The organism is Gloeocapsa sp. DLM2.Bin57 (assembly GCA_007693955.1).
In the GTDB taxonomy this organism is placed as follows: Bacteria; Cyanobacteriota; Cyanobacteriia; order Cyanobacteriales; family Gloeocapsaceae; genus Gloeocapsa.
Genome location: RECR01000056.1, coordinates 26,205 through 41,136 on the forward strand (window position 1 = coordinate 26,205; position 14,932 = coordinate 41,136).

The following is a 14,932-nucleotide window of genomic DNA, read 5'->3' on the forward strand; positions in this document are numbered from 1 at the left end:
TCTAGTGCGGATATAGTTTAGTGGTAAAACCTCAGCTTCCCAAGCTGATGATGGGGGTTCGATTCCCCCTATCCGCTTTAACCGCCATATTGCCAACCAGTACTTTCGAGAAGCAGTTGATCGCCTTCTCTATGTATTCCTGCGGCGATGACTTCTCCTACGTAGATAGTATGATCGCCTTTAAAAACGCTATCCACTACCTGACACTCAATATAACCGAGAGAATCGCTGATAATGGGACATCCTGTGGCTTCACCTTGGTAAAATTCTACATCTTCAAATTTATTACCGACTCTACGTCGGGGTTTAAAAAATTTGGCGGCTAATTCTTTTTGATTGCTATCTAAAAAACTAATGGCGAAAACACCTGTTTTTTTGATAATCTCGTGAGAACTAGAATCTTGACGTACACAGTTAATCACCAAAGGAGGTACAAAAGAAGTCTGCATTAACCAACTGGCGGTAAAACCGTTTAATTCCTCTCCGTCTTTAACACCACAAATGTAAAGACCGTGGGGAATCTTGCGTAACATTATTTTTTTAGCTTGTTCGTCTAGCAAAGTAATTTTACCCTAATTCTCTAGAATATTATAGATTAAGGGGAGTATCTTTACGTCCTTTTTTGTGAAGGTAAATGATATAATCTATGGGATTAATTTTAAGATTAACTTATTTGAATGCAGCGTAAGCGAATATTGTTAACAGGTGGAAGTGGTTGTATTGGTCACTATCTAGCTGAAGCATTAATTAAAGAAACCGAACACGAAATCTATCTATTAGTCAGAAATCCTGGTAAGTTGCTGTTTGACTATCAATATCGTCAGGGAATCACTATTTTAGAGGGTGATTTACGAGATATCGACAAATATCAGGAGTTGTTGGGTTCAATCAATGTCGCTATTTTAGCTGCAACTTCTTGGGGGGGAGATAATGAGATTTTTGATATTAACGTTAGTAGCACTATTAAGTTACTAAATTTTTTAGATCTAGATGTCTGTGAACAAGTTATCTACTTTTCTACAGCGAGTATCTTAGATCATCAGAATCAATTATTACCCGAAGCTAGAGACATTGGTACTAATTACATTAAGAGTAAATATGAATGTTATACTAAATTGTCAGAATTAGCGATCGCCCCCAAAATTACGACTATTTTTCCCACACTAGTATTAGGAGGAGATCAAGATAAACCCTATTCTCACATTTCAGCGGGATTACCGAAGATAGTAGAATGGGTTAATTTAGCCCGTTGGTTTCAAGCTGATGGTAGTTTTCACTTTATCCACGCTAGAGATATAGCCCAAATTGTTACTTATTTAGTTAATCATCCCCCTGATGAAGTTAGAGAATTTGTGATCGGGAATGATCCTTTAACGGTTAATCAAGCGATGGAGGAAGTTTGCGCTTATTTTGGTAAAAGAATTTGGTTAAGGATTCCTTTGTCTTTATGGTTAGCCAAGATTTTTATCAAGGTTTTTTATATCAGAATGGCTGATTGGGATAGATTTTGCTTAAACTATCGTCATTTTACTTATAAAAATTATGTTAATCCTGCTCAATTTGCTTTAACTAATTACTGTAATGATTTAGGCGACGCGTTAAAACTAGCGGGAATAGTACCAAAAAAGTAAATCTAGAGGAAATTTTCAGCGAGACTACTAGCTTCTGCTTGTAGTTGTTTAGCTATTCTAAACAATTCTTGACCCGTATGTAAATTACTTTCACAATAATTTTGGGTAAATAACTCTAACTCATCTAAACCATCGCTAACCTGATTGAGACAATAGTAGAGATTAGCTGCTAGTTTAGCCAATTTAGGGGGGTTAGGTTGATGGTGGAGACAGAGACGGGCTTTAATGAGATATTTACGGGAAGAAGATAAATAAAGCTGGAAATCCCTCATGAGTTGATCATCAAAAGGATCTCCTGCGAGAGCGTCTATTTGTTGCTGTAGGGGTTCAATAATCGAGGATAACCATTGATTAATTGGGAGATAAACCTGTTGTAACCACCGTTCAAATTGTGCCTCAACTTGGCGTTCTCTCTCTCGCTGACGTTGATAATCTTTTTGTACTTGTTGGGTTCTTTTTTCCCTTTGTACATAGACTTCAGTGCGAATATGCTGACGTTGTTGACGCAGTTGGCGATCGTAGTTACGACGTCGTTGAGGATCGCCAAGTACTTCATAAGCTGCGTTGATAGAGACAATTTTATTGTGGTCAGCTTCGCTATTTTGACTATCGGGATGATATTGTTTCACTAAATTGCGATAGGCTGATTTAACCTCTGTTTGAGAGGCTTGTTGAGTAATTCCCAGGATTTGATAGTGATTATCCTCTGACATATTATGCTTTTAAATCAACTAATTGCTTAGAATCGTCTTCTTCTATGTCTTTAAACAAAGGGGTACTGAGATAACGTTCTCCAAAACTAGGTTGAATCATCACAATCATTTTACCTTGGTTTTCTGGTCGTTTACCTACTTTAATGGCTGCACATAAAGCCGCCCCTGCAGAAATACCCGAGAGAATACCTTCTTCTTTAGCTAAGCGACGACCATAAATCATGGCTTCCTCATCGCTAATGGTAACTACTTCATCGATTAATTCTACGTTGAGTACATCCGGGACAAATCCTGCGCCAATTCCTTGGATTTTATGGGGACCGGGATTACCTCCAGATAAAACTGGGCTGTTAGTCGGTTCAACGGCGATCGCCCGAAAAGAGGATTTATACTTTTTAAGTTTTTGGGCTACTCCTGTAATTGTGCCTCCTGTACCTACTCCTGAGATAAGGATATCAACTTTACCGTCTGTATCTGCCCAGATTTCTTCTGCGGTAGTTAAGTTATGGATTTCTGGGTTAGCCGGATTACTAAACTGTTGAAGCATATAAGCATCAGCAATGGAGGCTACTATTTCTTGTGCTCTTTTGATACAACCACTCATCCCTAATGGTCCTGGTGTTAATTCTAACTTAGCGCCATAGGCTTTTAACATTGCCCTTCTTTCTTGGCTCATAGTTTCAGGCATGGTTAAGATAATTTGATAACCTTTAGCTGCTGCTGCCATCGCTAGTGCTATACCTGTGTTTCCTGATGTTGGTTCAACTAGGATAGTTTTACCTGGGGTGATTAATCCCTCTTCTTCAGCTTTATTAATCATGTTAACCCCGATACGATCTTTTACCGAAGCTGCTGGGTTCATTCCTTCGAGTTTGACGATGATTTCAGCTACACAACCTTCTTGTTGGGGGATGCGATTCAGTCTAATTAGGGGAGTTTTACCGACTAATTCGGTAATATTTTCGGCAATTTTCATACTGTGAAGATTAACTTATTTTTTTTAGTATAGTCTAACTTTTGTCTCGAAAAAGCAAAAACCCCCACAGAAGTATCTGTAAGGGTAAGTTGTTGCGGGTCTGCTAGTTGAAACCTGACTGCCGGGAGGAACTCCCACAAGTACAATATATATTGACTGTTAGAGAACAGCCCCGGCGCTCAGCCGGCTAACTTCAACTAGGAGACCCATGATTTTACTACTATCTGTCATGGGCATCACCTCCTTTGCTCCCTAAGCGGTTAATGTCTTAGTTAGTTGTTGTCATTTAAGTTAGCATAGAATTTAGCAAAAGGCAAGGGATTTTTAAAATTTTGTCCAATTTTCGGGAATTAAATCACTGGTATCTCTGGATTTGACGGCAAACCATTGTTTAGGTGCACAAACTATTTTGTCGGGATTGGTATTTAACCATGCTCCCCACCAGCTAAATGTACTATTAGCTATGATGTTGTGGTTACAAAGACTCATCAGTTGTAAGTCTTCAAAATCTGGTTGACTCTTGACAAAAATCATTTTATGTGGTATGTAAAAGTTAGCTTTTACCCAGTCTAAATCATCAGAAAAGATGAAGAAAACGGGATTGTTAAGATATTGTTGGAGATAATTAACGCAGTTTTGATAATATTCGAGAGAACAAATGCCATGAATACGATTTAAATCTGGTTCGTTAACATAGTCTCCTCGACGAATGTGTAGGGAAACCGACTCACTATTATTTATTTGTTCTACAATTTTTGGATCGGGTTGAGTTTTAAAAGAAAAATCTTCTTGTAATAAAATATCGCGAATATCTTGAAAATACTTTTCTGTTTGCCAATACCCTTTTAAGTATAAATTTTTAGGTAAAGAAAATAAACTAGGGTCAAATTCAAATCTAGTTTGATTAACAATCATTTTTTGAGGAGGTAGTTGTAATAACTTACGGGTTTTTGAGTTAAGGGAACTGAGGATATTTCTTTTAAAGAAGAAGTCTAAATCTGCTTGAGTAGCGATATTGTCTTGAATATTAAAACAATTAAGGCTATATTTACGCTTCTGTTTAAAAGTTTCTACACCCTTGTACCAGTTAATATCTAATTTCAAGGAAGTGGAATGTAAAAGAGACAATTTTCTTCCTAAAGCGTATTGAAACATTTGGTTTCCTAAACCATCGGTTAGACGAACAATAATCATAAAAGATATATCTCCAAAATTTACTCTAGTATCAATCTAAGTACGCAAGACCCAAAATTTGGCATCATGACTACTATTGTCTGACTTTGTTGCGTCAAAAGATCTCAGAAACCTTAGCTAACTATGGATTCACTCAAACAACTGCGACTATTTTAGATATTGGTTGTGACTTGTCGGGAAAACCAGATATTCTTATTAAAACAGCAAAAACAATACCAATAGCTGATAATTCGATGGGGTTGTTTCCTTTCAAGTACTCGAACACGTCTGGGATTTAGACTGGTATCTAGGAGAATGTTATCGTATCTTGAAACCAGGTGGCTGGTTATATCATCCCCGTCCTACAGATTGTCGTCGTTGGACTAAAGAAAATACGGGAATTATGGAGACAACCGATACCTAGATTAGAGTACAAATAGCTTATTATTAGATTACAGGACAACCAGAGATTCCCAAGAATTATTAACCAAGTTATAGGGGAGATCCCAACGCGGGTATATTGGGTTTAGATAAGCAAAGATATAGTTCTTATGATGTTGGTCAATCTTTGTTGATTTTACCAAGTAATTGGTTAGGAATGAAACTAGGTAGATTTTTTCCTCAATTAGCGGAAAGACAATTATTAAGATTCTGGGTAATTAATGCGGTAATTAGTTCTTTAGGTTTTTTATTATAGCTAGAAAACTTAATTTTCTTCTGGAGATATCAACCTGAAAATATAGAAATCGAGGAATTATATGAAGAATAACAAATAGCAATTAAATACTTGAAGATAACTTTTTTACCTTTTAACTTGAGAGATTTAGTTCTTAAAAATAATAATTAAAGTTTAGAGAATCTGTGTCTATTATTAATAATAGTGTGGTGGCTAATTTTTGGGTTAGCTATAGTGTTAACTGTGACTTGGCTCAGGAAAGCTTTACTTTAGTAAATGTTTTGCTAAAATACAGGAAAATTAGTAACAATTGCGGCTAGAAGAGGAGGAAACGAGTGGTTTATACAGAAGAAGCCCATCAACAAACCGTAGAATCAGAAATTATCACGGCAGCTCGAAAAATATACGATACTTATTATAGATTACATGGAACAACAGCCAGAACTCCCATTGGAGTAGCTTTAGATGAGAAAACCCATAGAGGTCAATTGTTGTTTACCAAAGCACCAATATTATTACCAGGAGAGTGTTTTGTTTCCGTCAATCAACTAGAATCAGAAGCTTAAAAAAATGTGGATAAGTGCGATCGCAGATCTAGTTATACAAACCTTTGTATTTGTATTTGGCGCAGCGATAGGAAGTTTTCTCAACGTGTTAGTCTATCGTCTCCCTGCGAAAATACCCCTAACCCATCCACCTTCACGATGTCCTAAATGTTTACATCCTTTGGGAAAAACAGAGAATATACCCATATTGGGTTGGTTATGGTTGAGAGGACGTTGTCGCTGGTGTAAAACAGAGATATCATGGCGCTATCCTGGGGTAGAGACTTTCTGTGCTGTTTTATTTGTCTTGGTATTTCGTGAATTTGGGTTTAGTTGGTTTACTATTGGTTATTGGGGGTTAGTCAGTTGGCTAATAGCTTTAGCTTTAATCGATTTAGATACGATGATTTTACCCAATGAATTGACCCAATCTGGTTTAGTCATGGGATTAGGATTTCAATTTATCCTTGGATGTTACGAGGGTTCATTGACTGGAGGTATCCAAAGATTAATGGGAGGTGTGGTAGGTGCTGTTTTAGGTATCTGGTTATTTGAAGCTATAATTCTGATTGGGACGATCGCCCTAGGACAAGCAGCGATGGGAGGAGGAGACGCGAAATTAGCAGCGATGATAGGTGCTTGGTTAGGCTGGAAATATCTATTATTAACAGGGTTTCTAGCTTGTTTATTAGGAGCTATCATCGGAGGAGGAGCGATCGCCCTAGGGTGGATTAGTCGCAGACAACCCATACCTTTTGGTCCTTTTCTAGTATTAGGAGCAGGTATAAGTCTATTTTGGGGAAATGCGATAATCTCTGGTTACATGAATTTATTTTTCCTTTGAAATTGGGAATTAACTGCTACTTGATTGCTAAAATAACTATTGTGTCTTGGATTACACTGAGAACCACCGTTGCTCGCCCGGAAGCCGAACTAATGCAGCAAATACTAGCCGCTCACGATATCCCTAGTCGAGTGATTGATATAGGAGTAGGATTCTACTGTGGTCAAGGTAGTCAGGTAGCTTTACAGGTTTTGCCTAAAGACCAATGGACAGCTTACCTGTTACTGAGTCCTGTAGAAGATAATTAAATTTGAGATAAAGTTTTTAAAAATATGTCTTTGTTCGATTGGTTTGATAATTTACGAAAATCAGAGCCGAAAATTCAAAAACAGCAAGAACGAGAAATTGCTGACGGTTTGTGGACAAAATGTCCCTCTTGTGGTGTACTAACCTATACCAAAGATTTACAAGCTAATCAGTTTGTCTGTGCTGAATGTGGACACCATCTCCTGATTAATAGTAATCAAAGGATCGCTCAGTTAATCGATCCCCAAACTTGGCAACCTCTTAATGAGCATCTCCACGCAGGCGATCCTCTGGAATTTCGCGATCGCAAAGCCTATAGCGATCGACTCAAAGAAACACAGCTAAAAACGGGTCTCAAAGACGCGGTACAAACAGGAACAGGTTTATTAGGTGGATTTCCCGTAGCTTTAGGAGTGATGGACTTTCGCTTTATGGGGGGGAGTATGGGTTCAGTGGTAGGAGAAAAACTCTGTAGATTGATTGAACACGCAACTGCAAATTGTCTCCCTGTAATTATTATCTGTGCTTCAGGTGGAGCAAGAATGCAAGAGGGGATGTTAAGTTTAATGCAAATGGCGAAAATCTCAGGGGCTTTATCACTACACCGCGAAGCAGGATTGTTGTACATTCCCGTACTGACTCACCCTACCACAGGTGGAGTAACCGCGAGTTTTGCGATGTTAGGTGATTTAATACTAGCTGAGCCAAAAGCAACCATTGGATTCGCAGGAAAACGCGTCATAGAACAAACTTTACGGGAAAAACTCCCCGAAGGGTTTCAAACCTCAGAATATCTCTTGGAACATGGTTTTATTGACGCCATCATCCCTCGTACAGAGTTAAAAGAAACTTTAGCTCAATTAGTGGGTCTTCATCAACCTTTCTGCTCTCCTTTACTAATCAATGAACATGAGGATCTAGTAGTTCCAGAAGAGCAAAATCACTTAGTACCGCGATTATAACCACAATGAACCTAGGGGAGTTAAAAGGACAACATCTTGCGGTAGAATTATTAACTAGGGCGATCGCCCTAGAACAAATTGCACCAGCTTATCTATTTACCGGTAATTCAGGGATAGGACGTCGTTTAGCAACCCTAGGTTTTACTAGACTCCTCTTGTCGGGAAATGCTGAACCAAAAGACATCTTCAATCACCCTGATTTACTGTGGATAGAACCAACTTATCTACATCAGGGTAAGCTGATCACCGTTAAAGAGGCTTTAGCTAACTCTATCTCACGTAAAACAGCGCCACAAATACGTATTGAACAAATTCGCGAGATTATGGAGTTTTTGGGTCGTCCTCCTCTGTTGAGTCCTCGTTCTGTTATAGTTATAGAAGATGCTCATCAGATGAACGAATCAGCAGCTAACGCTTTACTTAAAACTCTTGAAGAACCAGGATTGGCTACTTTAATACTCATTGTTAACTCTAGTCAATCTCTGTTATCTACTCTAGTCTCTCGTTGTCAACGTATCCCTTTTTATCGACTTAGTGATAGTGAAGTGGTGGAAATACTCACCGAAAAAGGTTATACAGAGATTATAAATCAACCAGAAATCATCACTTTAGCCCAAGGAAGTCCAGGAAAAGCGATCGCCCTAGCCGAACAATTTCAAACTATACCACCAGAATTATTAACTAAGTTAAAAACTCCTCCCTATAATCTCACCTCTATTTTTACTCTAGCTCAAACAATTACCCAAGAATTAGATACAGAAAACCAACTCTGGTTAATAGACTATCTCCAAGTATATTATTGGCGCAGTAGTCAAAAAGATCAAATAGCGCTAATTTGGGAACAAGCGCGACAATTTTTACAACAATATGTCAACCCGCGTCTAGTCTGGGAATGTAGTTTACTAGAATTGTATAAGCAATGGGAAAAAGTCTCAAATTAGTACCCTGGTTACTAGCACTTCCTCTAGCTTGGTTAATAGGTTATAGTTATAACGTTATCTATGGTGGGGGGATTAGCTGGCTAAGGATAATGTATCAAAACAAATTAGAATTAGCCAGTGAAATTGATAGTCAACGTCGGGTGATCATCATTGGTGGATCAGGAGTCCACTATACCATCAATGCTGAACAAATAGAGCAAGAATTAGGAATACCCGTATTTAATCTCGGTTTAGACGGTAAATTAGGTTTAAATGTGCTTTTACCTAGCGTTTTACCCGCAATCAGAGAAGGTGATATCGTAGTTTTAATTCCTGAATATCTGATGTTGTCAGATTCCGATGGTTTAGGAGAGATTTCTAGTTGGTTTGGTGTAGCCACAGGAAAACCTGGTTTAGGTGATATCCCCCCCAAACAGTTATTACAGGATACTTGGTTATTAGGGATACCGAGTTTACGCGCCTTAACTAAGTCGGGTATAGATTTAATCACTAAAGGACAATTAGAAGAGTATTACTCAGATCCTCTTACCAACAGGGGTGATCCCACTAAAACTTGGGAAAGAAGTAGCCAATGGTGGAAATTAACGGTAAATGAGCCGATTTCTCCCCATTCGATCGCCATGATTAATAGTTTTCAACAACAAGTAGAGGCAAAAGGTGCTACCTTATTATTATCTCTTTCCTGGATTTACGGGAGTACAGATCCTCAAACAGTAAAGAATATTCAAATCACAGCCAAAGAGTTAGAGGCGATCGCACCTCTACTCTATAACCGGGAATCTCTTAATATTAAAACCGATTCTAGTCTCTTTGCTGATACTCATTACCACCTGAAACCCGAAGGGAGAAAATTACGTTCTCAAGAATTAGCCCAACAATTACAACCTTATGTTAGATAAACCAATAGAAGTGTTAATTCTCGGTGGGGGGTTTGGCGGTTTATACACTGCTATAAAATTAAGTAAATCAGCATTAGTTAAACAGCAAAAGTGTAAAATAACCCTGGTAGAGCAAAAAGAACGTTTTTTATTTACTCCTCTGTTATACGAGTTATTAACAGCAGAATTGCAACCTTGGGAAATTGCACCTTCTTATCAAAAGTTACTCACTTCCACTCCCATTAATTTCTGTCAACAACGAGTAAATAGCATAGATTTAGCACAACGTCGCGTTACTTTAGCTAATCAACAGTCACTCTCTTACGATTATCTGGTTTTAGCTTTAGGAAGTGAAAATCGTCGCGCTACTGTTACTGGTAGCGAATCTGTACTCTATTTTCGTACCCTAGCTGATGCAGAATTACTCAACGAACGCTTAAAATTATTAGAGTACACCGAAAAACGCTTTATCCGTGTAGGGGTTGTGGGTGGTGGTGCTAATGGGGTAGAATTAGCTTGTAAGCTGGCAGCTCGTTTGGGCGATCGCGCTGATATCTACTTATTAGAAAAGGGAACACAACTATTAAAACACTTTTCCCGAGGTGTACAAACAGCAGCTAATCGCGCTATTATGAAACGAAAAATTACCGTAATTTATGATAGCCAGATTAGAGAAATTACTCCAGAAAAAATTATTCTAACTAACCAAACTATACCCATAGATTTAGTAATTTGGACAGTAGGTACTCAACCTTTATCCTGGTTAACTAATCTAGATTGTCAACAAACTCCACAGGGAAAATTATTAACTACTTCTACTCTCCAATTACTTAATTATCCCGAAGTATTCACCCTTGGAGATATCCTAGAAATTCCCCATCAAATCATTCCCCAAACCGCACAAGCTGCTTATCAAGCTGCTAATTGTGTCGCGGTCAATCTCCAAGCACAAATATTAGGTAAACCCCTCAAAACCTTTCGTTATTTACACTTAGGAGATATGTTAACTTTAGGTAAAAAAGCCGCTGTAATTTCTTGTTATGGCTTTAATCTAGAAGGCTTTATCGCTGATAAAATCAGGAGACTAGTTTATATTCAGCGTCTCCCCACACAACGTCATCGTTACCAAGTTTTGAGTAATGTTTTAGGTAATTCTTTATTAAGAAAACTTCGGTTTTGTCGTTGGCAATTGAAGCGATTTTTATCTCTAACCCTACGTGCTAGGAAACGTTTAACAGAAAATAAAGAATAATATCAAAATTTCGATATTTTTGGCGACAGAACCCGCTCGCCACAGTCTGATAATCTCGTCAAGAATCGTACAAGTTGGAGCATACATCTTTTGCTTTTTGAGGATCGCGAAGTATTATTTAATTTTAGTGTAATTAAGAGAGTAAGGTGGTAAAAACAAAACTTGATGTCCGGCATTCGTTATCTACGAATCATAAGGAGTTCGGAGTTAAGATATGGGATGAGTTAATTAACTTTTGCCTGAGTACCTTTTCCCTGTTCCCCGCTCCTTATTGCCTATTGCTATTGCCTCTATTTCAGATAAACTCTATTTTCTCTCCGGGTAATAGTTCTTTTACTTGAGTTGTTAAATTACTTTGTTGCAGTTGTTGTTGTAAATTTTCTGCTGTTCCTTCTGCAGTTAGTAAAGACATTAGTAACCCTTCAAATTTGAGATCTCCTCCCGCTGCTGTAGGAATAATAAACTGGGGTTTCAACCATTGACAAACCAAGAGTGCGTTTTCTTGTCCTTTGATCACAGAACCTAACAAAGGAAGTTTTAAGTCAATAATGGGAGTAACCACTATATCTACTGGTGCATATTTTTGAATTTGCTCAGAGTGAAAACCATGGGGTTCATAGTATAATGTTTGACCTGTGGTTAAATCTTTGAGCAGATAGGCGTTTTCAATGAGAGTAGGACCAACTGGAGAACCAGGAAAAGCTCTAATTTCTACCACGTCATGGAAGTTAAAAACGTCACCATGATTAAGTGTATGAATTTGAGTATAACCGATTGACTCAACCACTTTAGCTGCATTAGGAGAAGCTACTACGGGAAGATCATGATTAAGATGTTCTAAAGTAGGCTTATGAGCGTGATCTTCTAAACCTTGTGAGAGTAAAATTAAGTCAATTTGTTCGGGTATGGGTTTAGCTATAGTGCGATCGCCTTTAAACAGCCAGGGTAAATTACCAAAGACCAGAGACCCTACCAACCAAGGATCTAGTAAAATTTGTTTACCCGCTACATCGATTAACCACGAATTACTATCAAGCCAAGTTAATTTCATAATTATTTATCTTTTCCTTTTTCTTTATTGTAAACTTTTATTAAAAATAATAGGAATCTAGACATTCATGGAATCACAGCAACCCAATAGTCTTTTGTTGGTGGTGATAGTTAATTACCGTACAGCAGACTTAACCGTCGATTGTCTAAAATCTTTAGAAGCAGAAGTTCAAAATCTACCAGGAACTGAAGTTGTCGTAGTAGATAATGCTTCTGGAGATAACTCTGTAGAACAAATTCAAAAAGCGATAGATGAACAAAATTGGCAACCTTGGGTAAAACTTATAGCCTCAGAGCGTAATGGTGGTTATGCTTATGGTAATAATTTAGCCATTAGACCAGCTTTAGAATCAACTAACCCTCCCCAATACGTTTTACTACTCAATCCTGATACGATAGTGCGTAGTGAAGCGATCGCCACTTTAGTGCAATTTATGGAAAAACATTCTGACATAGGAATAGCAGGAAGTCGTCTTGAAGATCCAGACGGTAAACCCCAGCGTTCAGCATTTCGTTTTCATAGTATATTGAGCGAATTTGAAGGGGGTATGCGTTTAGGGATGGTTTCCCAATTACTGAGTAAATGGAAAGTAGCACCTGAAGTTTCCGATGTTGACTGTAGAACAGATTGGGTCGCAGGAGCAAGTATGATTATTCGTCTGGAAGTATTCAAGGATGTAGGATTACTCGACGAGGAATATTTTATGTATTACGAAGAAGTAGATTTTTGTTTACAAGCCAAAAGGAAGGGGTGGTCTTGTTGGTATGTACCCGAGAGTCGAGTTGTTCATTTTGTCGGACAAAGTTCGGGAGTAACCAATACTAAAATTACCCCCAAAAGAAGACCACTATACTGGTTTGAATCAAGAGAGCGCTATTTTATTAAAAACTATGGTAAATTTTATACATTTCTCGCTGATTTGATGTGGATGATTGGTTTTATTGTGTGGAAAGGTAGAAACAGTATTGAAAAGAAACCCAATAATGATCCACCTTATTTACTTACTGATTTTTGGCAAAATAGTATTTTAGTAAAAAAAAATAGTATGACAACACAGCTACAAAATCCAGAGACTAAAACAGAACTAAGTTTATGGTCACAACTCAAAGAAGATTGGATCGCTCACGAAAAAGATTGGACAAGACCAGGTTTTAGAGCAGTTGCTGTATGTCGCTTTGGTGTTTGGCGAATGAAAATTCAACCCAAACTATTACGCGCACCATTTAGTATTCTTTATCGTGCTATGTATCGACACGTCAGAAACGTTTATGGTATTGAAATACCCTATTCTGTTAATTTAGGTCGTCGAGTCATCGTGGAACATCAAGGTTGTATCGTCATTCACGGGAATTGCACTATTGGTGATGATTGCGTTATTCGTCAAGGAGTTACTATCGGTAATCGTTATCTAGATAAACCACTAGAAGCACCCCAATTAGGTGCAAGAGTGAATGTAGGAGCAGGTGCTAAAATTCTGGGTAAATTAGTGATTGGTGATGATGTAAGTATTGGTGCTAACTCTGTCGTCCTAACAGATATACCTGCGGGTAAAACCGCTGTAGGTATTCCTGCTAAAATACTTTAACTCTCTGCTAAATGCTCATTAATCGCCATTTGAATATCTGTGGCTAGGGATTTCGCATCCTCTCTCGCTTGTTCTAAATTGGAGAGAGGATTAATTGGTATATGTAAGGAAACAGCTAACCAAGGTAAGCGTTTTCCTTGTAACTGAGCTAATTGATCTCGCCAAAACCAATTTTGGGGGTGAAAGCTACCACCATTTAGCCAAGCGTACCACTGAACTATAGCAAAAGTTCTCTCATTCATTCTAGCTCGTAAGAATCTCGCTGTAACGGTGTCCGATTCAGGAGCAGTAAATTTAATTCTAGTCAGAGAATCCCTTTGTAAACCTCCAGGGGCTTCTAAATCACTCCATTCTACACTAGGTTTATCTTTATAATAGGGCTGCGTTCTCATAAATAACACAGCTAATTGCTGAGGTTGTCTAGCAATAACTTGATAAACCCATTGACTCCCATCTATATATATGACTTCTACCTTAAAATTCTGCCAACCTCTAATATAGAGACCAGTTGTTTTGATTCTATTTAATTGGGATAGGTTCACCTCTTGAACATCTGACCACCTTAAATCACCAGTCCAATAACTCGGTAAAGCTATAGTTAGGATAATCACTATAAAAAAACCAACCAAGACTAAGCGAGAAAGATGTTCTTTGGCAAAATACATACTAAACAACCTGGGGAAAATGGGTAATTTCTGTGACTGCTTTCAGACTATAATGACCGTTATTAACAACTAAACTCTGAATTTTTAAAGATAGTCCTTTTAAGTAAAAATGACCTAAATTAAACAAGGCTTCGATTTCTTTTAAGACTAGCTCTGGTACGTTATTTTGGGTAACTTCCTCAACTAAGACTCGGTGACTAACTTGACATAATCTTGGTCTGAGTTGAAAGTTTAACTCTTGTTTAGATGAGATTAACTTCACAATTAAATCACCATCAGGAGCAATATAACAATTAATGCTTTTAAGACTATCAGGTTTAACTCTATTTAAGTGTTGTTCTAAATCTTTTCTACTTAAAACAAAAAAAGCCGTACCTTGACTCGGTTGAGTCAACTTAATTTTACCTATTAAAGCTTGTAGGGGATTGACAGTAATCTGTTCAAAAGTCATTCTCAAGTTTTGTAGGCTTTGATTATTAGACATAATCAATCCTTCACTATCGATAGAAAGTGATTCTACAATCCCTTTCGCTAAATTTTCGGGATTGGTTTTGACAGTTACCTTGAGTTTATCTGCTTTTAACTGATTACTTAAAGCTACTTCTGCAATTTTACTGAGAGTGTTTTCACCTAATCCTTGAAAGCTGGCAAACATAATTAGAGTCCTAATATAAAGATATATTAAGATTTTAAAACAAAAAACGCCCCCCTGACTTAGGAGAGCGTTTTATTTCTTAAGTAATTAAACTTAACCTTTGATTGCAGGAGCGCTTTCGCTGCTAGCTAAATCTAAG

Annotated in this window: 17 protein-coding genes and 1 tRNA gene; 11 read left to right on the plus strand and 7 right to left on the minus strand. The window is 37.8% G+C overall.

What is annotated here, in order from left to right; genetic code table 11:
• The first annotated feature begins 6 nt into the window (after nucleotides 1-6).
• Nucleotides 7-77 (plus strand) — tRNA-Gly (locus tag EA365_05615).
• On the opposite strand, the gene EA365_05620 is transcribed toward EA365_05615, so the two are convergent.
• Nucleotides 78-560, minus strand: a complete 483-nt coding sequence (locus tag EA365_05620) for a flavin reductase (protein TVQ46357.1) — start codon at nucleotides 558-560, stop codon at nucleotides 78-80.
• Between the two features lie 117 nt (nucleotides 561-677).
• Here EA365_05620 and EA365_05625 point away from each other — a divergent pair, with 117 nt between their 5' ends.
• Nucleotides 678-1,631, plus strand: a complete 954-nt coding sequence (locus tag EA365_05625; GenBank protein ID TVQ46358.1) for an NAD(P)-dependent oxidoreductase — start codon at nucleotides 678-680, stop codon at nucleotides 1,629-1,631.
• A 2-nt stretch (nucleotides 1,632-1,633) separates the two neighbouring features.
• Here the strand turns inward: EA365_05625 and EA365_05630 are convergent, their stop codons facing one another.
• From EA365_05630 to EA365_05640, 3 genes are all read right to left on the minus strand, one after another.
• Entirely contained in the window at nucleotides 1,634-2,344 is a 711-nt protein-coding gene (locus tag EA365_05630; GenBank protein ID TVQ46359.1) for a J domain-containing protein, read from the minus strand.
• 1 nt (nucleotide 2,345) lies between these two features.
• Nucleotides 2,346-3,320 carry a cysteine synthase A gene (gene cysK, locus EA365_05635; GenBank protein ID TVQ46360.1) on the minus strand — a complete coding sequence of 325 codons (975 nt, stop codon included), beginning with the start codon at nucleotides 3,318-3,320 and terminating at the stop codon, nucleotides 2,346-2,348.
• Nucleotides 3,321-3,644: 324 nt separating this feature from the next.
• Nucleotides 3,645-4,514, minus strand: a complete 870-nt coding sequence (locus EA365_05640) for an alpha-1,2-fucosyltransferase (protein TVQ46361.1) — start codon at nucleotides 4,512-4,514, stop codon at nucleotides 3,645-3,647.
• A gap of 307 nt (nucleotides 4,515-4,821) precedes the next feature.
• Between EA365_05640 and EA365_05645 the strand changes: the two genes are divergently transcribed.
• From EA365_05645 to EA365_05680, 8 genes are all read left to right on the plus strand, one after another.
• A complete protein-coding gene (locus EA365_05645; GenBank protein ID TVQ46362.1) occupies nucleotides 4,822-4,917 on the plus strand; it encodes a hypothetical protein in 96 nt (31 codons plus the stop codon).
• 587 nt (nucleotides 4,918-5,504) lie between these two features.
• Nucleotides 5,505-5,735 carry a hypothetical protein gene (locus EA365_05650; protein TVQ46363.1) on the plus strand — a complete coding sequence of 77 codons (231 nt, stop codon included), beginning with the start codon at nucleotides 5,505-5,507 and terminating at the stop codon, nucleotides 5,733-5,735.
• A gap of 4 nt (nucleotides 5,736-5,739) precedes the next feature.
• Nucleotides 5,740-6,558, plus strand: a complete 819-nt coding sequence (locus tag EA365_05655) for a prepilin peptidase (protein TVQ46364.1) — start codon at nucleotides 5,740-5,742, stop codon at nucleotides 6,556-6,558.
• A 41-nt stretch (nucleotides 6,559-6,599) separates the two neighbouring features.
• Nucleotides 6,600-6,806 carry a hypothetical protein gene (locus EA365_05660; protein TVQ46374.1) on the plus strand — a complete coding sequence of 69 codons (207 nt, stop codon included), beginning with the start codon at nucleotides 6,600-6,602 and terminating at the stop codon, nucleotides 6,804-6,806.
• Nucleotides 6,807-6,830: 24 nt separating this feature from the next.
• On the plus strand, nucleotides 6,831-7,766 hold the full coding sequence (accD, locus tag EA365_05665; GenBank protein ID TVQ46365.1) for an acetyl-CoA carboxylase, carboxyltransferase subunit beta: 936 nt from the start codon (nucleotides 6,831-6,833) through the stop codon (nucleotides 7,764-7,766).
• Nucleotides 7,767-7,771: 5 nt separating this feature from the next.
• A complete protein-coding gene (locus tag EA365_05670) occupies nucleotides 7,772-8,707 on the plus strand; it encodes a DNA polymerase III subunit delta' (GenBank protein TVQ46366.1) in 936 nt (311 codons plus the stop codon).
• Nucleotides 8,686-9,606, plus strand: coding sequence for a hypothetical protein (locus tag EA365_05675; protein ID TVQ46367.1), 921 nt, complete (start codon nucleotides 8,686-8,688; stop codon nucleotides 9,604-9,606). Before EA365_05670 ends, EA365_05675 begins: the two co-directional genes overlap by 22 nt.
• Nucleotides 9,596-10,837 carry an NAD(P)/FAD-dependent oxidoreductase gene (locus tag EA365_05680; GenBank protein ID TVQ46368.1) on the plus strand — a complete coding sequence of 414 codons (1,242 nt, stop codon included), beginning with the start codon at nucleotides 9,596-9,598 and terminating at the stop codon, nucleotides 10,835-10,837. The genes EA365_05675 and EA365_05680 overlap by 11 nt, the downstream gene beginning before the upstream one ends.
• Nucleotides 10,838-11,132: 295 nt before the next feature.
• Here EA365_05680 and EA365_05685 read toward each other — a convergent pair whose 3' ends face one another.
• The gene (locus EA365_05685) at nucleotides 11,133-11,888 is read right to left on the minus strand and encodes an MBL fold metallo-hydrolase (GenBank protein TVQ46369.1); all 756 of its coding nucleotides are present in this window, start codon (nucleotides 11,886-11,888) and stop codon (nucleotides 11,133-11,135) included.
• 67 nt (nucleotides 11,889-11,955) lie between these two features.
• Between EA365_05685 and EA365_05690 the strand changes: the two genes are divergently transcribed.
• Nucleotides 11,956-13,473, plus strand: coding sequence for a glycosyltransferase (locus EA365_05690; protein TVQ46370.1), 1,518 nt, complete (start codon nucleotides 11,956-11,958; stop codon nucleotides 13,471-13,473).
• Here the strand turns inward: EA365_05690 and EA365_05695 are convergent.
• Nucleotides 13,470-14,138: a cyanoexosortase B system-associated protein gene (locus EA365_05695; GenBank protein ID TVQ46371.1), complete on the minus strand. Its 669-nt coding sequence runs from the start codon at nucleotides 14,136-14,138 to the stop codon at nucleotides 13,470-13,472. The genes EA365_05690 and EA365_05695 overlap by 4 nt on opposite strands.
• A gap of 1 nt (nucleotide 14,139) precedes the next feature.
• A complete protein-coding gene (locus tag EA365_05700) occupies nucleotides 14,140-14,793 on the minus strand; it encodes a DUF2993 domain-containing protein (protein ID TVQ46372.1) in 654 nt (217 codons plus the stop codon).
• Nucleotides 14,794-14,932 lie beyond the last annotated feature (139 nt).